The 20,241-nt window shown below is 58.7% G+C and carries 20 protein-coding genes; 16 read left to right on the plus strand and 4 right to left on the minus strand.

Annotation, left to right across the window (positions count from 1 at the left end; translation table 11 throughout):
• Positions 1–136: 136 nt before the first annotated feature.
• The 4 genes from ACSQ2W_RS26180 to ACSQ2W_RS26195 form a co-directional block, all read right to left on the minus strand.
• Positions 137–1,189 (minus strand): Ldh family oxidoreductase, encoded by a 1,053-nt coding sequence (locus tag ACSQ2W_RS26180; protein WP_436089089.1) that lies wholly within the window; start codon positions 1,187–1,189, stop codon positions 137–139.
• Complete coding sequence (locus ACSQ2W_RS26185; protein WP_436089090.1) at positions 1,186–2,073, minus strand: alpha/beta hydrolase; 888 nt, start codon at positions 2,071–2,073, stop codon at positions 1,186–1,188. The genes ACSQ2W_RS26180 and ACSQ2W_RS26185 overlap by 4 nt, the downstream gene beginning before the upstream one ends.
• A gap of 20 nt (positions 2,074–2,093) precedes the next feature.
• On the minus strand, positions 2,094–2,999 hold the full coding sequence (locus ACSQ2W_RS26190) for a VOC family protein (protein WP_436084235.1): 906 nt from the start codon (positions 2,997–2,999) through the stop codon (positions 2,094–2,096).
• A gap of 113 nt (positions 3,000–3,112) precedes the next feature.
• Entirely contained in the window at positions 3,113–3,859 is a 747-nt protein-coding gene (locus tag ACSQ2W_RS26195) for a fumarylacetoacetate hydrolase family protein (RefSeq protein ID WP_436089091.1), read from the minus strand.
• 283 nt (positions 3,860–4,142) lie between these two features.
• Between ACSQ2W_RS26195 and ACSQ2W_RS26200 the strand changes: the two genes are divergently transcribed.
• The 16 genes from ACSQ2W_RS26200 to ACSQ2W_RS26275 all read left to right on the plus strand — a co-directional run bounded on the left by ACSQ2W_RS26200 (position 4,143) and on the right by ACSQ2W_RS26275 (position 19,978).
• Entirely contained in the window at positions 4,143–4,880 is a 738-nt protein-coding gene (locus ACSQ2W_RS26200; RefSeq protein ID WP_436084233.1) for a GntR family transcriptional regulator, read from the plus strand.
• A 245-nt stretch (positions 4,881–5,125) separates the two neighbouring features.
• Positions 5,126–6,241, plus strand: coding sequence for an alcohol dehydrogenase catalytic domain-containing protein (locus ACSQ2W_RS26205; RefSeq protein WP_436089092.1), 1,116 nt, complete (start codon positions 5,126–5,128; stop codon positions 6,239–6,241).
• 62 nt (positions 6,242–6,303) lie between these two features.
• Complete coding sequence (locus ACSQ2W_RS26210) at positions 6,304–6,840, plus strand: cupin domain-containing protein (RefSeq protein ID WP_436084232.1); 537 nt, start codon at positions 6,304–6,306, stop codon at positions 6,838–6,840.
• Positions 6,841–6,929: 89 nt separating this feature from the next.
• On the plus strand, positions 6,930–8,141 hold the full coding sequence (locus tag ACSQ2W_RS26215) for an amino acid ABC transporter substrate-binding protein (RefSeq protein ID WP_436089093.1): 1,212 nt from the start codon (positions 6,930–6,932) through the stop codon (positions 8,139–8,141).
• Positions 8,142–8,165: 24 nt separating this feature from the next.
• Positions 8,166–9,026 (plus strand): branched-chain amino acid ABC transporter permease, encoded by an 861-nt coding sequence (locus ACSQ2W_RS26220; protein WP_436089094.1) that lies wholly within the window; start codon positions 8,166–8,168, stop codon positions 9,024–9,026.
• A 7-nt stretch (positions 9,027–9,033) separates the two neighbouring features.
• Positions 9,034–9,987 (plus strand): branched-chain amino acid ABC transporter permease, encoded by a 954-nt coding sequence (locus tag ACSQ2W_RS26225; RefSeq protein WP_436089095.1) that lies wholly within the window; start codon positions 9,034–9,036, stop codon positions 9,985–9,987.
• The gene (locus ACSQ2W_RS26230; RefSeq protein WP_436089096.1) at positions 9,971–10,702 is read left to right on the plus strand and encodes an ABC transporter ATP-binding protein; all 732 of its coding nucleotides are present in this window, start codon (positions 9,971–9,973) and stop codon (positions 10,700–10,702) included. The genes ACSQ2W_RS26225 and ACSQ2W_RS26230 overlap by 17 nt, the downstream gene beginning before the upstream one ends.
• Complete coding sequence (locus ACSQ2W_RS26235; protein WP_436084227.1) at positions 10,695–11,402, plus strand: ABC transporter ATP-binding protein; 708 nt, start codon at positions 10,695–10,697, stop codon at positions 11,400–11,402. Before ACSQ2W_RS26230 ends, ACSQ2W_RS26235 begins: the two co-directional genes overlap by 8 nt.
• Before the next feature lie 12 nt (positions 11,403–11,414).
• The gene (mhpA, locus tag ACSQ2W_RS26240; RefSeq protein WP_436089097.1) at positions 11,415–13,022 is read left to right on the plus strand and encodes a bifunctional 3-(3-hydroxy-phenyl)propionate/3-hydroxycinnamic acid hydroxylase; all 1,608 of its coding nucleotides are present in this window, start codon (positions 11,415–11,417) and stop codon (positions 13,020–13,022) included.
• A 120-nt stretch (positions 13,023–13,142) separates the two neighbouring features.
• Positions 13,143–13,703 carry an NADPH-dependent FMN reductase gene (locus tag ACSQ2W_RS26245; RefSeq protein ID WP_436089098.1) on the plus strand — a complete coding sequence of 187 codons (561 nt, stop codon included), beginning with the start codon at positions 13,143–13,145 and terminating at the stop codon, positions 13,701–13,703.
• Positions 13,704–14,506: 803 nt separating this feature from the next.
• Positions 14,507–14,977, plus strand: coding sequence for a transposase (locus ACSQ2W_RS26250; RefSeq protein WP_436089099.1), 471 nt, complete (start codon positions 14,507–14,509; stop codon positions 14,975–14,977).
• 298 nt (positions 14,978–15,275) lie between these two features.
• On the plus strand, positions 15,276–15,902 hold the full coding sequence (locus ACSQ2W_RS26255; protein ID WP_436089100.1) for a hypothetical protein: 627 nt from the start codon (positions 15,276–15,278) through the stop codon (positions 15,900–15,902).
• Between the two features lie 345 nt (positions 15,903–16,247).
• Entirely contained in the window at positions 16,248–16,577 is a 330-nt protein-coding gene (locus ACSQ2W_RS26260) for a hypothetical protein (RefSeq protein ID WP_436089101.1), read from the plus strand.
• A 716-nt stretch (positions 16,578–17,293) separates the two neighbouring features.
• A complete protein-coding gene (locus ACSQ2W_RS26265) occupies positions 17,294–18,229 on the plus strand; it encodes a DUF3991 and toprim domain-containing protein (protein WP_436089140.1) in 936 nt (311 codons plus the stop codon).
• Between the two features lie 235 nt (positions 18,230–18,464).
• The gene (gene panD / locus ACSQ2W_RS26270; RefSeq protein ID WP_436089102.1) at positions 18,465–18,917 is read left to right on the plus strand and encodes an aspartate 1-decarboxylase; all 453 of its coding nucleotides are present in this window, start codon (positions 18,465–18,467) and stop codon (positions 18,915–18,917) included.
• Positions 18,918–19,393: 476 nt separating this feature from the next.
• Positions 19,394–19,978, plus strand: coding sequence for a hypothetical protein (locus tag ACSQ2W_RS26275; protein ID WP_436089103.1), 585 nt, complete (start codon positions 19,394–19,396; stop codon positions 19,976–19,978).
• Positions 19,979–20,241: the final 263 nt, after the last annotated feature.

The raw sequence follows: 20,241 nt of genomic DNA on the forward strand, positions 1-20,241 counted from the left end.
GGCACGAACCGCTTTTTGCACGGCGTGGCTTCTCGGCACGAAGTCGGCTACGCGACCAGTCCAAGGGACCGGCGCACTTGAGCACAGGCGTAGTGCGGCGCAGGCGGCAAACATCGCTGCTGATTGGGGCAGCCATTCACGTCAGCACTGACGGCACGTCGAGATGATATTTTTGCGCCTCGGCCGCCAGCCGCTTGACGGTTCCGGCCGACAAAGGGATACCAGTCTCTCTCCGCGCATCCGCAATGGCAAAGCCGCGCTCTCCGGGAAGGAGGACGTCATCGACGCCCGCCGCCGGAGGAAGCGCCTTGATCGCACGAGCCAATTGTTCGACTTCATCTATGAAGTGTTCCTGATCACCAATCACGCCAGGATTGATGGCGATGACCAGCCCGTTGAAGCCTGCATCCCGCTTTTCGCCAAGCGCTACCGAGATCAGCGGGTTGCCGCCGAGCACACTTGAGAGCACCTCTATCATGAGGGACAAGCCGGATCCTTTCGGCCCAGACATGGGCAAAACCGCACTGACTTTGGACGGATCGGTGGTTGCGTTGCCCGCGGCATCCACCCCCCAGTCGGCCGGAATGGAACCACCTGCGTCTTTGGCCGCCATGATCTTGCCAAGCGCCACTGCGGCGGTCGACATATCCAGGATCAGGGGGCGGCCCCGCGTCGGAGCCGCGATGGCGAGGGGATTGGTCGAAACGCCTTCGACACGCGCGCCATGATAGATCATCAGCGGCTTCGATGCTGTCATCGCAATGCCGATCATGCCACGTTCGGCGATCTTCTCCGCAAAATAGCCGATCGCGCCTGCATGCGTGATGCGAATGGCGCTGCATAAACCGATTCCGTGCGTTCCGGCTAATTCCACTGCCTTGTCGATTGCCTTCTGCATGCCGACCGCGCCGGGGGCGCGATCGGCATCGAGCGTTGCGATCGCGCCGAAGGTCCGGGTAAAGACAGGCTGGGCGGTGGTGTTGATCGCGCCGTGTCCGGCCATCTCGATGTAGCGCGGGATACGCAGCACTCCGTGCGATTCAGCGCCGCGCAGATTGGCCCAGACCAACAACTCGGCCGTCTTGCGGGCGTCTTCTGGCCGAAAACCGCCGGCGACGAGCAAGGCGGCTGAGAAGCTTTCGAGGCTCACCTTGTCGATCCGCTTCACGTCGCGCGCCGTGCTGTTCATGTTGTCGCTCCGGGGGATGTGGGGAAGAACTTGTCGAGCCAGCCCTTGATCATCGCCTTGGTGCGTGGAGCGTCTCGTTCGGAGAGTGGAAAATGGGCAGTCGTGTCGACGAGCATGAGTTCGGTCGGTTGGCCCGCCTTCTCGAATAACCGCACGGATTCGCTGGTTGGCGTAATGATATCGTTTGCCGTGTGGAACAGCAGGAGGGGTCGCGGCGCGATGTTCGCGACGACGTCATCCGCGCGGAAATTGTACATGGACCAAGCTGTTTCTACCGGGATTTCCATGATCGCCTTGGGGGAAAGATTCTTGCGCAGATGTTCGGGAATCGGCACGGCGTCGAAGCGCGACATCCACAGGCTTTCACCGGTTTCCTGCTTGTGCGTGCGACCCTTTTCGAGAATGCCGATGAACTTCTCCCAGGTTTCCTGGGTGGGGTGCTGGCCGCGGAACTTGCGTTCGCCGTTGCCCCAGCCGCAGGAGGAAAGGCAGCAGGCGAAGCGGTCGTCTACGCCGGCGGCATAGACGGACACGGCGGCGCCGAAGCTGTGGCCGGTGATGCCGATGCGCTTGGGATCTACCTCCTCGCGCTCGGCGAGAAAAGTGAGCGCGTTCTTGGCGTCTGCCACCTGATCGAAGCAGCGGACCTGCGCACGTTCCCCCTCACTTTCCCCACATGAGCGGAAATCGAACCGCAGGGCGACATAGCCGAACGCTTCCATCATTTCCGCCTGGATCTGAGCATGACTCTCATCTTTCGAGCCGACAAAGCCATGGCAGACGATGAAGGCCGGCAGCTTCTGCCCAGGCTCGCGCCCGTCCGGAACATGGAGGACGGCCGAAAGTGTCAGCCCATCTGACGTGAACGTAAGTTTTTCTTGCATGGTCTTAACCTCGGTCTGGATCAGGCGATCTTGGCGAATGGATGGAAATATTCGCGCCACTCGAGCGGCGCGGGCGTGCCCCAGACATTCATGTCGCGCACGTTGCCGGGGCGATCGAGATTGGTGATGACGTTCGGGGTGAAATCGGCGTCGTCAGCGATATGTGCCATCACGCCAGAACATTCGATCATCATTCCACTGGCATCGGTGTAGTAGGCGTAAGTATTGTCGCCGGGGCGATGGCGGCCGGGACCCCACATCAGCTGACGGTCGAACTGATCGAGGATGTCGCCCAGACGCAAGTACTGGTTGAACTCCAGGAACTCGAAGGAGACGTGATGCAGCCCGGGCGCGGCGCCCTTGACCAGCCCCAGGACATGATGCTGGCGATTGCCACCATACATCCAGCTCAAGGCATCATTGACCATCCGCTCTGACAGTTTCATGCCGCCGATCGCCTCGAGCTGGGCACGAGTGGCCGCTGGGTTCGGCGTGATCAGGTTAATGTGGTCAATACGGTTGGGTCCGACGCCGTTGGTCGGATAGCGGCGGCCGTAGGTCTTGTTACGGATGGGGCTGTGAATCTCAAATCGCAGCCCCTCCGGCGTTGCAAAGGTCACCCCTTTGGCGATGCAGTCCAGGCTCGGCTCTTGAGATAGGATCCGGCATCCGGCTGCCTCCACGCGAGATGCTGCCTCAGAGACCAATTCCGGCGTCAGCGCCTCGAGGCCGATAGTGTGGGCTGAATTTTCACCGGCATGCACTAAAACCAGCTCGGCCGCCCGACCGTTCGAACTCAGCCAGGTCTGCTCCGTCGTGCGATGCGTCACACGCAGCCCGAGAATTTCCGTCGCATCGCGAATGACTGCCTCGGGTTCACTTACGTTGATCTTCATATGCCCGACGGCATGCACGATGTGGCTCATGTCTTCCTCCCAAACAAACCGCAATTGCGAAATCAGGTTGTTGTGATAGCGCAAAAATCGAAGCTGATCAAGATATTTTCGAAAATATATGGAATTACGAAATTATGAAACACTTATTGATCTGGCCCAACGGCATTGTGCAGGACCCCGATTCCCTCAATTTCGACCTCGATCAGGTCTCCAACTTCGAGGAACACGGGCGGCTTGAGGCTCGAACCGAAGCCTTTTGGCGTTCCCGTCACGATCACATCGCCAGGGACGAGCGGCGCAAACTGGCTGATGTATGAAATGAGCCAGGAAATGGAAAAGATCATCTGGCTTGTGTTGGTTCTTTGCCGGATCTCACCGTTGACACGCGTTTGGAGAGTGAGATTGCCAGGATCGGTGCATTCGTTCGCCGACACCATCCAGGGGCCGAAGCCGGCAGTGCGAGCGAAATTTTTGCCAGGGGTGAACTGGCTGGAATGCTTCTGCCAATCTCGGACGCTGCCATCGTTGAAACAGCTGTAGCCGGCAACGTGGTCAAGCGCATTTGCTTCGGCGATCCGGTGCCCTGGCCGACCGATGATGACGGCGAGTTCACCTTCGTAGTCGAACATTTCGGAATGACTCGGTTTCGGCAGAAGCTCGTTATGCCCCGTCTGCGAGGATGCGAACCGGGTAAAGAGCAGTGGATATGCAGGTCGAATGTTCAGTTCGTCGCCGTGTTCCCGATAGTTGATTGCTACGCACAGCACCTTGGAGGGATTGGGGATCGTGGGCAGAAAACGAATCTCGGAAAACGCGTAGTCGGGATCGGCTATTGGTTCCTGGCCGAGCACATCCGCCCTTGCCGCTATGTGGGTCTTGAGGTCGGGCAATCCGGTGCGCTTTCCGAGGTCAACGACTCCGAAATTCACGACGTAGCCATAGGTATGGCGATTGCCTTCGATGAAACTCAGATATCGCATGCTCAACCTTTCGCAATTTCGAAAACTATCTATAATATCGTAAATGATCGGCGATGGTTGGCAAGTGTCAGGCAGAGCAAAAATGCCGCGGTATGTGTGGACATTGATTTATTTCGAAATTCTCCATAGTACTTGCACATGCGCCTGAGACTGCGGGCAGTGTGCTTCGTGCAGCAGGCAGCTCGAGGAAAAAATGCAGGAAAAAATGCACACCGGTGGTGAGACACGTGCTGGCGACGTCCTCCACAAGATGCGGCAGGATATCATCAACTGCGTTCTGAAGCCGGGGGAGAAGCTCCGGTTCGAGACGCTGCGCTCAATGTATTCCGTCAGTTTCTCCACGCTGCGCGAGGCACTCACGCGACTGACGGCAGACAACTTGGTGGTTGCCGAAGGTCAGCGCGGTTTCGTCGTCGCCCCCGTCTCGATTGCCGATCTGAACGACCTTACCGATGTTCGGGTGCTCATAGAGAGGGAAGCACTGCGGCTTGCGATGCAAAAGGGGGACGATCGGTGGGAAGCAAACATCCTGTCGACCTTCCACCGCATGGACAAACTGCAGCAACGACTTGGACGAGAGTATTACCTATCGGAAGAATGGAGCGCGGTGCATGGCGAGTTTCATCTGTCGCTTGTTTTCGCCTGCGACTCGCCGAACCTGATCGAGATCCGCAAGAAGCTCTTTGAGCGCGCTCACCGATACCGTCGCATGTCTTCGCAATTCCGCCCGAAGTGGCGGGAGAAGGATGCCGAGCACAAGATGATCGTTGATGCAACGCTCAAGAGGGACGAAGCCAGCGCGTTGCGTCTCATCGAACGGCATATCCGTGAAACAAGCGAGAATGTTATCGAACACGCCGGGCATCTCTTCGAGAACCCTACAGTCCGCGAGGGCGGGAAGAAATCCGCTGCCGCGGCGTTCGCTGGCTGAATGAACTGCGCTGCAGACTATCCGACACATTCTGATTGAAAGACCGTCATGGGCTTGCGCGTAAGTCCATGACTTTTACACATTTATTCATGAGTGGTAACGACCTCGGCACTGTTTTTTCATCTGATGAGCACTGATTATTACGAAATAGCTTGAAATTTCGAAATTACTGGGGTACGAATTCACCCGAGGTGAGGAGTGTCGGTCTAGAGGGATAGCGACACGACGAATTCGAGGAGGAATTCATGACTATTGCGACAACAATGACCGCTGCACGCATGCATACCGTGGGCGGAGAGCTCAAGATTGAATCCCTTCCCACGCCCAACCCCGGCGACATGGACGTTTTAGTTCGCGTCAAGGCATGCGGAATTGTTCCCAATCTCGGCAACATCCTCGCCAACTGGACGACTTGGTTCCCACAGAACCCCCTGCCGCCGCTGCCGGCGGTGTTCGGCCTTGATCCGGCCGGGGAGATCGCGGCCGTTGGCCGCCAGGTCCATGGGCTCAAGGTAGGCGACAGGGTCTACGTCAATCCAGGTCGAAGCTGTGGCAGCTGCCGCCATTGCCGCAGGGGTGATTCCATCGCCTGCAAGCACTATGGATTCCAAGGCTATTTCGGCTTCAGCGAACATGCCCTACAGACCTTTGCCGATTATCCCATCGGCGGCCTGAGCGAATACATGGTCGCGCCGGCATCGGCGATCGTCACAATCCCTGACAATATGGCGTTCGACCAAGCCGCGCGGCTTGGCTATCTCGGGACAGCCTATTCGGCTCTCAAGAAGGTCAACTCGGGACCGGGCGATACGATCCTTATCAACGGCATCAGCGGCACTCTTGGCATTGGCGCGGCCATTTTCGGGCTGGCCCGCGGTGTCAGCAAGATCCTCGGCACGGGACGAGACAAGGCGTTGCTCGCCGAAATCAAGGCTCTCGCGCCCTCGCGCATTGAGGTCTTTTCTATCGATGACGGCAGCGTGACGGACTTCGCGCTGCAGCATACGGATGACGAAGGCGTGGACGCCTTTATCGATTGCCTCGGTCCGGGTGGGCAGCATGAGACGTTCCTGCAGGGGCTTCGCAGCCTGCGCCGTGGCGGCATCGCCGTCGATATCGGCGCAATTGCCGGTCCCGTGCAGATCGACGTTCATTGGCTGATGGACCATAACCAGCGCCTCTACGGCTCCGCCTGGTTCACGACACAGGAAGGCCAGGAGATGGCCGACATGGTCGCATCCGGTCTGGTGGATCTCTCACTGCTGGAGACGCAGAGCTACCCGCTGAGCGAGGTCAACGCTGCGATTTCGGGCATCGCGCAGCGGCACGGCGGCTTTTCGAACTACGTGATCTGCCCCTGAGACGCACGATCCGACGGCTCGCCGTCGGAGTATCGATATCTCTGTGGAAGTGGGAGGATTTCATGAAAGTTAGACGCGTCGTCACCGGCAGGAACGCAGCCGGGAAATCCGTGGTGGTTAGCGACGGGCCGTCGCCCCGCGAAATGGTTCTGAAGCATACGCACGGTTTTGTTTCCAGTCCGATTTGGGTGACGGCGAAAGTGCCGACTTTGCCGCATGATGGGATGGATCCGATGACCACAAGTGGCACACTTCTTCCGTCGCCAGGAGGCTCAACCTTTATCGTGATCACGGTGCCGCCTGACGCAGTGATGATGTCGCCCGAATTCCGACCCGACCTAGCCGGTCCAGAGCACGCCGAGGCTGCGCCCGGCATTGCGGAAACCTTCGAAATGGACAATCCCGGTATGCATACGACGCCGACAGTGGATTACGCATGCGTCGTCGATGGCGAGGTCTGGATGGAGCTGGATGACGGCGAAGTCGTCCATCTCAAACACGGCGATACGGTGGTACAGAACGGCACGAGGCATGGCTGGCGCAATCGCGGCGACAAACCGGCAACGCTGGCCTTCGTCCTAATGGGCGCACATATCTAGGCAGTCCTTACCAGCGCTCTTTTGGCAGACCGGTCTCGCGCACCCGCGAGGTCGGAACGGTATCGCTTGTTTAAAAATGGGAGGACAACATGATCGACATTTCCAGGCGGACTATGGTTTCGGGTCTCGGCTCGATCGCACTCGCTGCCACTGCAGGACTTCCTGTTTTCGCTGAAGACCGGAAGTCCGTGCGCATTGGATATATCGCGTCCAAGAGCGGTGTAAACGCACCTGGCGCAACCACCACCACCATTCCCAACTACGAACTTTGGGCGAAAGACGTGAGCGATGCCGGCGGTATCGCGATGCCCGACGGCAAGCGGCTTCCCTTGGAGATAATCGCTTACGACGATCGCTCTCAGACCGAGGAGGTGGTTCGTGGCATCGAGCGTCTTGCGCGACAAGACAAGGTGGATTTCATTCTGCCACCGTGGGGAACGGGCTTTAACCTTGCAGTCGCCCCTCTGATGGACAGGTTTGGATACCCCCAGCTCGTCGGAACATCCCTGGTCCCAAGTGAAATCGATGTTGTTGGGAAATGGAAGAACAGTTTCTGGTTCCTCGGAGCCGCTGACGAATATGCACAGGCGCTCGTCTCCGCAGTTGCCGGTGCCGGGGACGCGACCAACAAGAAGGTTGCGATGGTCTCGGTGGCGGACGGCTTCGGGATCGAGCTTGTTGGCGTTGTCCGCAACAGGTTTGCCGAGGTCGGAATCGAGATCGTGATGGACAAGTCCTATCCGATTGGAACGCAGGATTTCGCCACCCTCCTTAACGAAGCGGCGTCGTCGGGCGCCGACATTTTCGTGGCGCTTTCTTATCCGCCGGACACGTTTGCCATGACCAAACAGGCGCGGTTGACTGACTACAACCCGAAGGTTTTCTACACGGGCGTTGGAACAAGCTTCTCAATCTTCTCCGACATCAACGATGGCAAGGTCGAGGGAGTGATGAGCCTGGGGGGCATCGACACATCCCGCCCTGAAATGAGGGCCTATGTCGAGCGCCACAAAAGCGTGCTCGGTAGCAAACCTGACTATTGGGCAAGTTCCCTGATTTATACGAGCTTGCAGATGTTGGAGCAGGCAATCGGCCGCCGAGGTCTGGATCGCGATGCAGTTGCAGACGAACTGCGTACCGGCGAGTTTGAGACCATCATCGGGAAGGTCAAGCTGGACGAGAACCGGCTGAAACATCTCTGGCTTCTTGGCCAGTGGCAGGGTGGCACTTTCGTCGGTGTTGCACCCTCCGACAGGCGAGGGGCGCGGCAACTCATCGTACCGAAGCCCGCCTGGAGCTGATCGCTCGCGAATGGAGTTGAGAAGATGTTGCTGTCCACTCTGGTTATTGGAATCGTCCTTGGCGGAACCTATGCGCTGATCGCGCTGGGGCTGACCATTCAGTACGGCGTTGCTCGGATCATGAACCTCGCGTATGGAGAGCTTGTGATTGCTGGTGCTTTCGCCACCTATCTAGTCGTGACTGCAGGCGGCCTCAACCCATTCGTAGCGCTGATTATCGTCGTTCCCGCCGCGTATGCAGCCTGCTACTTTCTCTATGCCGTTGTCATGCAACCACTGGAGCGGCGTTCGCGCGGCTCCGGGAGGCTCGAAGTGGATTCGATCCTCGTCACATTCGGTCTGATGTTTCTGTTCCAGGGATTTCTGGTGCTGGGTTTCGGCAGCGGTTTCACCGGATATAGCTGGTTTGAGGCGCCCGTTGATATTCTTGGGACAAAGATCGCGGCAAGCCGGCTGGTCGGAGCAGTGCTCGCGATCGCTATCGGAGCTGCGCTTTATGTTGTCATGCAGAAGACGCGTTGGGGTATGGCCATGCGGGCGGTTGCCACCCGTCCAGCGTATGCGCCACTCGTGGGCATCAACAGCGTTGTTCTGGCGCGATCGGCATTCGCCACGGGTGGCGCACTGGCGGCACTCGGCGGTGCCATACTTTCCATGTCACAACCGTTCACACCCACGGACGGCGTCTTCCTGACCATGAAGGCGCTGGTGATCATCATCATGGGCGGAGTGGGCAATCTTGCCGGCGCTCTTGCCGCAGGGCTAATGCTTGGCCTTGTCGAGGCAGGTGTTGCCTCGGCCGTCGATCCCGGCCTCACGCTCGCGGTCACCTATGCCATCTTCCTTGCGGTGCTGCTGTGGCGTCCTCAGGGTCTTTTCCGGTGAGGCTACGATGAAAACTGCTGCAATTTACACGTCGGTTGCCGGCGGAGCGGGTTTGCTCGCTGCATTTCCCCTCTGGCTAGGGGACTATGGCCAAGGCTTAGCGGTCGGCTTTATGGGCTACGTTGCGCTGGCTTGCAGCTGGGCCTTGTTTTCCGGTCCGACTCGCTACGTCTCATTGGCAACGGTCGCCTTCTTCGGGATCGGCGCCTATAGCGTCGCCTTTCTCAACGAATATGTCTCCTACTGGCTGATCCTACCCTGCGCCGGTCTTGTCGGCCTTGCGGTCTCGCTCGTTGTCGGTCTCGCGACATTGCGCCTTGCCGGCATATATTTCGTAATTTTCAGCTTCGGCCTCGCCGAGATGGTCCGACAACTCCTCACCTGGTACGAAGTCAATATCACCGGCGCTCTCGGACGCTACATTTTCGCTCCGGTCGATACGCGGCACATCTACTGGATGCTGCTTGGCATTTCGATCGTTGCCATCGGGCTGCGGTGGTGGATCGACCGCGGCCGCCTCGGCCTGGCGGTTCGCGCAATCGGTGATGACGAGACTGTTGCTGGCCACGCAGGCGTTGACGTGACGTGGGTCAAACTCGCCCTGTTTTCTCTCAGCTCCGTGCTGATCACGCTGGTAGGCGCGGTGCAGGCCCCACGCTGGGTGTATGTCGAGCCAAGCATTGCATTCAACCCAACGATCTCCTTCATGACGGTGATCATGGCATTATTGGGAGGCGCGTCACGTTTATGGGGACCACTGTTTGGCGTAATCCCGCTGTTTCTCCTGTTCGAATGGCTTTCTGGACATTTTCCGGATCACTACTCGATGATCCTGGGGCTGGTCTTCATTGCGATCGTCTTCGTCTTCCCGGATGGTGTGTTAGCTAGGATTGAAGACGGATGGCAAAAGCTCAGGTGCCGTCGTTCAGAAAGTGAGGTTGTCCATGAACGCCTTGCTTGAAGTCAGGAACCTCAGGAAGCAGTTCGGCGGGCTGGTAGCGGTAAACGGCGTCAGCTTCACCCTGGAAAAGGGTGAGGTCGTCGGCCTGCTCGGTCCGAACGGGTCGGGCAAGACGACTGTAATGAATCTTATATCCGGGGCGCTGTCGCCAACTGCCGGCGAGATACTGCTTGCGGGCGAGGGGATCCATGGGACGCCAGCACATCGCATCGCTCGCAAAGGCGTGTCGCGCACGTTTCAACTTGTGCGGCTGGCGCCGTCACTATCCGTGCGCGACAATGTAATCTTGTCCATCGCTTTTGGACGCAAGCCACTCTGGGGTCGCGCCGCTCGCGAACGGGCGGACCTTGTGCTTACCACCGCGGGATTGGCTGGGCAGGGGGATCTGCCGGTCCAGACCCTCAACTATATCGATCAGAAAAGACTAGAACTCGCGCGTGCTATCGCGCCTTGCCCGGATATTCTTTTGCTCGACGAATGGCTTGCTGGACTGAATCCCGCCGAACTTCGCGTTGGGATTGAGCTGATTAGAGGGCTTCGTGATACCGGGATCACGATACTGCTCGTCGAACACATCATGGAGGCCGTGCGCGAACTTTGCGCCCGCGCTATCGTCATGAGCTCTGGTATAACAATCGCAGATGGTCCGACCCGCGAGGTCCTCGCAGATCCCACGGTCGTCGCCGCTTACCTGGGAGACAGCGAGTATGCTTGAGGCCAGCAACATTTCCGTTCGCTATGGAAAGCATCTCGCCCTGGACAGCGTGTCGGTGAAAGTCGGGCAGGGCGAATGCGTCGTCATCCTCGGTGCGAACGGCGCCGGCAAATCGTCACTTCTAAGGGCTATGACCGCCATGGTGCCACTTGCCGGCGGCGGCAGTGTGCGGTTCCTCAACCGCGACATCACCGGTTTATCACCCCATAGAGTTGTCGACCGCGGAATTGGCCACGTCCCGGAAGGGCGCGGCGTGTTCACGGAGATGACTGTCGATGAAAACCTCCGGCTGGGAGCCAACCCAACCCGCGCGCGCGAGGGGCGTGAAAGAAAACGGGAAGAGGTACTGAAGCTGTTCCCGAGACTCTCGGTGCGGCTTCGTCAGCGTGTTGGCACGATGTCCGGTGGCGAACAACAAATGGTGGCAATCGCCCGCGCCTTGATGTCGAAGCCGGACCTCCTACTCCTCGACGAGCCTAGCCTCGGTCTAGCCCCGATTGTCGTCGGTGAGCTCTTCCAATCGCTCAGGCGGATCCTTGATACCGGCATATCCATTCTCGTTGTCGAGCAGAACGTCCGTGCAAGCCTTGCGCTGGCAACCCGCGGCTACCTCCTCGAAGCCGGCCGGATAGTCGGCGAGGACAGCGCCGCCAAACTGCTGACAGACGTTGCCGTTCGTCAGGCTTATCTTGGACATTGAAGGTACCAGACCATGAATGATGAACACGCACAATCGCGTAATGACTTCGTCGACGTCGCCGTGGTTGGCCTTGGACCGGTCGGCATTACGCTTTGCAATATCCTCGGCCAGCGAGGCGTGCGCGTCGTCGGAATTGATGCCTCAAAGGAAATCTATGCGCTTCCGCGTGCCCTGGGTATGGACCATGAAGTCATGCGCGTATTCCAGAACATTGGAATCGCGGATGACCTTGCCGCGTCGGTAAGCGCCTACAAGGATTCGGAATATCACGCCGCGGACGGCACGATCTTGCGCAGGTTCACATCGCCACCACTACCACACAGTCAGGGTTGGCCGGCTTACATGACCTTTGTACAGCCCGCGCTGGAAGGGCAATTGCGCAGGAAGGCCGCAAGCCTCGAAACTGTTCAACTGCGTATGGGCACCGAGGTCGTCTCCCTCAAAACGCCGGAAACGCCGAAACTCATGCTGCGAGACTGCGTCACGGGCGAAACGACGGCTCTCGGCGCGCGATATGTTGTCGGGTGCGACGGCGGCGGCAGCTTCATCCGCCGCAGTCTCGGCATCGCATTCGAAGACCTGATCTTCGACCAACCATGGCTGGTGGTCGACATGATTCTTGGCGACCACACCCGAGATCTGCCTGAGACGAACATTCAGTTCTGCGATCCGGCAAGACCTCATACCTATGTCGTCGGCCCGGACCGGCTTCGGCGCTGGGAGTTCATGATGCTCCCTGGCGAAAATCCTGAGGACATCAATCGTCCCGAGTGGATCTGGGCGCAACTGGCCCCTTGGTTGAAGCCCGGTGAGGCGGAAATGTGGCGCTCTGCTACCTATCGGTTTCATGCGCTTGTAGCGGAAAGCTGGAGGGTCGGAAATGTCTTCCTGGCCGGAGATGCCTGTCACATGACGCCACCATTTCTCGCTCAAGGCATGGTTCAGGGAATCAAGGATGCCGCCAATCTCGGCTGGAAGCTCGCTCACGCTGTGCATGGAGACTCCGACCTAGTTCTGGAAACCTACCAGCAGGAACGACGACCGTTCGTGCATAAGGTTATTTCGATCACAAAGGCCCTTGGACACATCATCTGCGAAACCGATCCGGAAAAGGCTGCTACTCGAAACACAGACATGATGGCGCTTATGGCAACGGGGAAAGGTACGCAGGTACGGCAGTCATTGTTTCCACCCATACAGCAGGGGTTGCTCGCAGTCGGTCACGACGGGCAACTCGTGCCGGGCGCCGGTGAGATGTGCCCGCAACCTTGGATTATCACAGCCATGGGCCGCAAACGTCTTGATGATGTCATTGGATCAAACCTTGTGCTCTTGACCAGTGGTCTCCCTCTTGGCGCAAACATTTGTGATCGGGCAGCGCAAGCCGGCCTCGAAGTTTTCGCGGTGGGAACCAGTACCGACAGCTCCGTAAACGAGGAAGAGGATGTTCTCTCCGGCTGGCTCAACCTTCACGGCGCCCGCGCTGTCATCGTCCGCCCCGACCGCGTCGTCTTCGGCACGGCCGAAACGGAGTCTGGTATCGCGGCACTGATCGATCAGCTCGAGACGAAGCTCGGGCTGATTGGTAGCGACGCCGCTCAGTCCCGGCGTTCGGGCTGAGGGGCCGCCCATTCCCTGATGCAGGCCATCGGTGGCGATTGCTCATCTCATTGCACTCGCCGCTTCATCAGGCGATTTCTCTGAGGCCATCGATGTCACAGTTTTTCAAACGGAGCGCAAATGTCCAAAGCGAAGCATGTCGTCATTCTTTCCGGCAGCCTACGGAAGCAGTCCGTCAATGCCGCCATCGCCCGTGCACTTCCTGACCTGGCCCCTGAAGGGATGACATTCAGTCTGGCTCAAGGTCTGGACCAGATCCCGCACTACAATGCTGACATTCAGGCCGACGGCTTTCCACCGATCGTGCTTGAGCTTGCCAACCAGATCCGTGGGGCCGACGGAATTGCGTTTGTCACCCCGGAGTACAACTACTCCATTCCCGGCTTTCTAAAGAATGCTCTGGATTGGCTTTCTCGCACCGCACCGGCCCCCTTTGTTGGCAAACCGATCGTCATCCAGACGGCATCAGCTGGAATCCTTGGCGGGGTTCGGGCGCAGTATCACTTGCGCCAGATCCTGGTATTCCTCGATGCCCTTCCAATGAACAAACCGGAAGTCATGATCGGCGCCGCGCAAACAAAGATCTCGGATACCGGCAAACTCACTGATGAACCGACGCGTGATTTCATTCGTGGTCAGCTTGCAGCCTTCTCGGACTTCATCAATCGCGTTGCTGGTTAACCTGCTATGGCGCAACACATCGCGCAACTCAGACGTTGACCGATGCCGTGCCCGGCGCTCGTCCGGCAGCGATGGCAGCCTGCAGTAGAACTTTTCCGGCCACGGTTGCCAGCGGTGATGAGCGTCCGGCCCGGCGATCATTCAAAATCACTTCAGACGCGGGGCGACGATGGTGTCGCGAACCCGGCATGCAAGCTCCTACCATTCTGACGTTCGCCCAGCCTGGGGCGATCACAGTTGTTTTCAGCGGTTCCCTTGGGATTGTGTATGTCGGCACTCGCCTCGACTCACTGCGGCAGAAAGGCTCGAACGAAATGCAATTTCGGGGCAGTCGGTCCCGGCTTCCGCCGTGCCGGCGGCGCTAATGCCATACCTCCTGCGGATACCCGGGGAACCGAAATTGCATGCACGAATTCCCGAACTGTGGCTTTGCCACCGCTATGCTCGGTTCTCCGATGTGCGCTCCTTTCATATTGTTTTCGCGGACTGCGATCTCGCGTCATATCTCCGGTCAACGCCAATTCCGCGCGTTGTCCGGAACGTGCCGATATTGGTCGTGGGACGATGTGGCGGAGGTAAGGCATGCTTGCCGGCGGTAGGCGAGGTGAGGGTTAGGATGCAGGTCTCCACGCAGGGATTACCAGCAAAAAGAAGTCGGCCGGTGTTGCGATGCTTGAAATTTGATAAAGCCTTCACAGCAAATTCCGGCAGATTAACTGCCGGTAAAGGAGGAGGCTGGTGGTTGTGTTGACTATGTAGTCCACTCAGTCGAAAACAGGCGATGGCTAGAGAGGGAATTACTGATGGCTGACGAGAATAACACGGGACCGATTGTTGGCTCTGTAGGGACGCCTACCGAGCTGAAAACATCAGCGGCCAAGACGCAGAGGTCGCCACGGCGTCAGAAGACGACTGCCGAACCGGTTCGAGCTGTATCAAAGTCCACTGCTGCAAAGTTGCCGAACGCTAAGCCCAGAAGGTATAGCGAACAGGAACGGCTCGAGAAGCTCAAGGGGATAGAGACACAGGTCACCGAAGCCAAAGGCACGCTCAAGGATGCCATCAAGGGCGCCGGCATATCGGAACAAACCTACTATCAGTGGAAACGGTCAGTGAAGCCCGTTGATCAACGCGAGGAGAAGCTTCTTTCGGCCGGCGATGAGTTGGCAGATCTGGTGCAACTCGAAGCGGAGAACCAGAGACTTCGCAAGAGACTGGCGGAGAAGTTGCGGGCGGAAAATACCGAACTGCGCAAGAGGCTCGGGCTGGAATAATCTAAGATTGCACCTCGCTGGCGGTCAGTTTCTCCATTGGCCGCCTGGCCTTGTGTGGCGCCAGAAATATCGGCTCGCCCCCAATTTCTCCATCGAGGCGGGCAATCGAAGGCGCGAATGTCGTGGATGGTTCGTGAAGAGCACGCCCGCTACGAGGTTCAGCGCAAGGACGAGTCGCCGCCTTTTCGCGTGCCGATCAGTTGAGCCGGGCGGGGAGGAGCTGTATTGGTCTGCCAGCAGGAATGCAGTAGCGCCGATCGGCGTTAGATTTTGACGGGTTGCTTGGGATTGAGAGTATATGAAAACGCCACAACGGAAATTCGTTGTTGAATTCAAGTCGGGGCGGCGACAGCCGAGGGCGCCGACCAACTCGATCTGGGGCGACACAGACTTCAAGGCTCTGGCCCGGGAAGTGGAAGATAAGACGTCGCATTTGTTCAACGCAAATGAAGCACCTGGCGCACCCGACGAGGGTGGAAACGTGCTGCCTGATCCGTTGAGTTCGCGTCCTGCCAGCGAACACGGAGGCGATGCCGACTTTGCACGAGCAACGATGCGGGCGGCGGATGGCTCACAGGTTGAAGTCCTGAAGCAGCAGGATGCTGATCGTCCGGCTGCCGACGTTGCTGCGCAAGCGCAGGAAAGCCAGCCGATGTCGCAGCCTCCAAGGCCGTCACCAAGGCCGTCAGGTGGCACTCCTCACCTGCGCGCCTGGCATGCCTCTGCCGACGAGATCGCGCGCATTGCGATGGATACGAATGAGGCGCAAAGCGCGCAATCGAAGACAGCCAGAGATCCGATTTCCTTCGATGAAGTGGCCGCCCTCGATGCGGAAAACAAGCGGCTCAGGAGGCTGCTGGCTGAGCACCTTCATGCACAGAACCTGCAGCTCAAGAAGATGCTGGCGCGGTTTGGCGTCGTATAAAGAGACCCAAATATTATGGCGGCCTCGTCTAGACAAGGAGCGCGCGGCGGCGAGGGGTTTCAATGGCGCGCGAGTATAAGCACGACGAACGGACCACGTGTCGAAGGGTTGCGCGGCTGAGTGGGCGATCTGTCTAGAAGTTCTGTTTCGAGCGACGGCCATGTCGTCCGGTTAGTGTTAGAAAATGATGCATTATGCCACCCCTGAGCCCACCGCCTTGCCCCCAGAATAGAACATTGCTAGAATCTTGGTAGAACGCTGCTAGAACATGCGAGGCGATGCGGCAGAAAATCTGGAATTTTCTCCACAGGATATCCACAGGTTATGCACTGTGGAAGGACGCTCGTGCTCGTCGAGCCGCCTGAGAAATCGATTGAATGCATCGCCGTGGCCGTGCTTGCGAGAGCAAAGTCGCGCTACGAGACTATGCTGGCAGTGATCCAAAAAAATGCGGAGAGGGGCGGCGAGCCGGGAGATCGCGGGCGGATCGCGCCGCGCTACACGTTTCCAGTCGCTGGTTTTTTCCGAAAAGCTGCATCGGTGAAGATCGCCAGTTATTGGACCAAAAGTCCGGTGGCTGTACTCAAGAACACGCAACCGAGCACGACGAACGCGCCAATGGCAACGCTTTGCACCAGGTTCATGCGCCGAGTGCGCTTCCCTTCCCAGTCGTAAGCCATTCAAGAACCCTCGTATCACCTGAGGCTGACGCGCGTTTATGCGCCTGGCCAGGGTGGTGCTTCTCAGTTCGGCAGTCAGTCCATATAGGCGCCGAGTGCCACTAACAGCTGCAGGAATGCAATTGCGAGAATTGATGTGAAGAGCACCCTATCTCGCGCTTTATTCGAAGACCCTCTCATGGGGCTTTTCTAGCACAAGGCGTATCTCCACAAACCCCCACAATCTTGCAGTGGCGCGTCGAGTAGTGTGGATGCATTAGCCTCCGTGGGACCGCTTCAAAGCCACCCTGACCTGCAGTTCTGCGGCGTCATCAGAGCATGGCCATATTCGATCGTTTGGTCAATTCGCACGGCCGCCTGCAACGACCCTGTACTGACGTTCCTATGAACGCCGACCAGAGCGACGGCCATGCCGTCATCCCGTAGAACGCAAAAGGTTTAATGGAGAGATCGGCGTCATTCCTTCCGGCCGAGTATGACGGTGAGGAAGGCGCTAACATCCAGGAACACGATCCTTTCCAGTACGGAATGACTCATTGAGCGGGTTCCCGTCGAAAGGGAATGCCGCTTGCGCTCCGGCGCGCGCAAGGGAGGCGTCGCCGCGCGCCGTACCCGCACTTTGACCAGTTGAGAATCGCGCCCTTGCGCGCTTGGATCTTCGCGCCCGCGCGGGGCTCGGTCAGAAACAGAATGGAGAAAAGAATGGTTAAAGTGGAAAAAGCCGAGATCGAAGCCCTCCGCGGCCGCGTCGGATGCGCCGCCGTGCTGGAGCACGAAGGTTTTGCCATTGATCTGAAGGAGAGCAGCCGGCGCGCACTAAAATTCCGGCGCGACAATGACATCATAATCGTGATTCATGATGATAAAGGTTGGTTCGACGCGCGCTCGGACGCTAAGGGCGATGTATTCGCCCTGGCCAGCTATCTCCTCGGTGGTGGTTTTTCTGAAGCTCTGGTGACGGTTTCTGGGCTTGTCGCCTTTAAGCCCAGTATGCCAGCCTGGGAGCGGCCAGCGCGCCTACAGAACATCAACGCGACGATCACTGAACGTTGGGATCATCGCAAGCGCCCAAGGCGTGCGTCTGCTACCTGGACCTATCTCATTCAGCATCGGGCAATTCCCTGGCATATTCTACGCAAAGCAATTGATGCCGATCTCCTCCGCGAGGGCCCTTATGGCAGCATGTGGGCCAAGCACGTTGACGGCTCAGGCCAGGTAATCGGATGGGAAGAACGGGGCCCTGATTGGCGGGGTTTTTCGACCGGCGGCGCCAAGCAGCTTTTCCTGCTCGGGGTCACAGAGGCGTTGCGCATCTGTGTGACGGAAGCGGCGATCGACGCGATGAGCCTTGCCGCAATCGAGGAGATGAGACGTGACACAGTTTATGTCAGCACCGGCGGCGGCTGGTCGCCGCTGACCGCTCGGGCGCTGGAGACCCTGGCATCTCGACGAGAGACGCAGCTTGTCGCCGCGACGGACAACAATGTTCAAGGCGAGGTCTTTGCAGATCGGATCCGGCAGATGGCGGAAGTCGTCGCCTGCGACTTCTCGCGGCTGAGGCCGCGCGCTGAGGATTGGAATGAAGAATTGAAGGACAGAGCAATTAAAGGAGAGCTGCCGCATGTGCGCGCCGCGCATCAAAGGTAAAGCTTCGCCCGCCTGACAAGCGACCCTTAACCCACCGCCTGCGAGGTGCCGGCTGAGGACGGGTGGTCAAAGGACTGGAGAGGAAGGTCGACGTGACTTCGTGCTTCAGCCGCAACCCCGAAAGCTTCCCACTATGCGGCCCGAGGCGCGTCGAGCGATTGGCTGGCTCAAACTTCTTCCAGGCGGTGAGACATTGCTCTATTAAAGCTCCCACGAAAAGAATGGTGGAGGAACGATGAGAAAGCTGGTCGCAGGCAAACTTCACGGCATCTACGTGACGGAAGCGAACCTCAACTACCACGGGTCCATAACGTTGGATCCCGACCATTGCGAACAAGCTGGCATTCTTCCCATGGAGTTCGTCGAGATCTGGAACAAGAATTCCGGCGCACGGATTTCCACCTACGTCATCCTGGGTGAACGTGGCTCGAGATGCTGCATTCTAAACGGAGCGGCTGCGCGCACATGTCAGCCCGGTGATCAAGTCATCATCTGCAACTCGGTCTATCTCGACGAAACCCAGATTACGTCGTTGAAGCCTAAGGTGCTCACGTTCGAAGAAGACAACCGTGTTCGTGATCGGTTGAGCTATTCGGTCGATGTCGATCCGCAAGGACGATACACGTTCGACATCCTCGATGAGGCAAATTCGACAGTGCCCATTCCTTTACTCGTGTCTGGCGCATAGCGACCAGTGCAACGCAACTCCCGCCGCTGTTCACCTATCGTAGGCATGCCTGTCGAAGTTGGAGGCTGGCACGATCTGAGACGCGAGCCCGCAATCGGAAAACGGGATGCCGCGGCATGATGGAAACCTTCCGTGTGTGCGTCTGAATTCCTCCTGAAGCCTGAAGCCCACCATCCGTCCGGCTAGCTCCTCGGTTTTGCTGCGGTCTGACATGGGCGCGTCCCGCTCAAAGGCCGCTGTCGCGCCGCGTTGCGGCAGGACGTCTGCGTCTTCGCAAGGCAGGGCCGCTGATGTCGCAGACCGCTTGCGCGTGCCGCGTCATTCGCACCCCATCCTCGCTCAGCCAGCAGAGCCCTGACCTTGGGCCGGGCACGCTGATGCCCATGTCCTTTCGACCGCACCCGAGGAACAGAGCCGGACAAACGACCGGCAACCCGCGCGGGCTTCGCTGAAATATCGCTCGAAAGGATCCCATCATGGCCACCAACTCCCGCTCTACCCAAAAGGCTCGCCCCACGAAATCCCAGCGCGCCACCACCCTCGAGATGGTCAGGCACGCCTGCCCGGACACGGCCCAGGCGCACCGCATCTCCGAAAGCTTCGGCCTTGCCCTCATCGACAGTGACGGCATCCGCGAGCTCCATCGCGGGCAACTCATCGTCAGCGCCGAAGCGCTGAAAGACGGCCTTGCCGAGAAGGCCATGCAGATCCACATGCAGCGCATGGTTGGCTCCTTCGTCGGCTCTGCCTACGGCGCGGGGCAATTCTACAGCCGCTCGGTCACCGTCGCCCGCGACCTCACCACCAAGCTTTCCAACGACCATCGCGACGAGGATCTGGAAGGACCGGTCGGGTTCGACAGCATCGCACAGCGCAAGCGGGAATTCGCCGCCGATATGGCGCTGCAGGCCCATGTGCTGCGAATGGCAGCAGAGGGGGCCGTTTCCGCCTACGAAGACATCACCGGGGAAACCTGGAAACCTTACGAGCGCACGGTCGAACAGGCTGGCGCATCCGTCGATCAAAAGGCCTCCACTGTCCAGATGGCAGCCTTCGAATAGAACGTCCGCGGGGCTCCGGCCCCGCTTCTCTTTCCAGATTAAACGGTCGGCGCTGCAGGGCGCCGGCTTTTTATTGTTGTCTGCATGTCGTGCCCACGCGGTCCCTCCCGGATCCCGGTCTAGCTTCGGCCGGTACGGTGCCGGCGCAACGGCAGGCCGTCCTCCACTTCGTTTCGGCCCGGATCCACTTCTCCGACTCTGCGAAAATTGCCACGGGTGCGCCGTCTCCGGCCTCCGCCTTTCGACCGCCGTGATGGACCGCG

Source organism: Pararhizobium sp. LjRoot255, from assembly GCF_964252905.1.
GTDB lineage: Bacteria > Pseudomonadota > Alphaproteobacteria > Rhizobiales > Rhizobiaceae > Pararhizobium.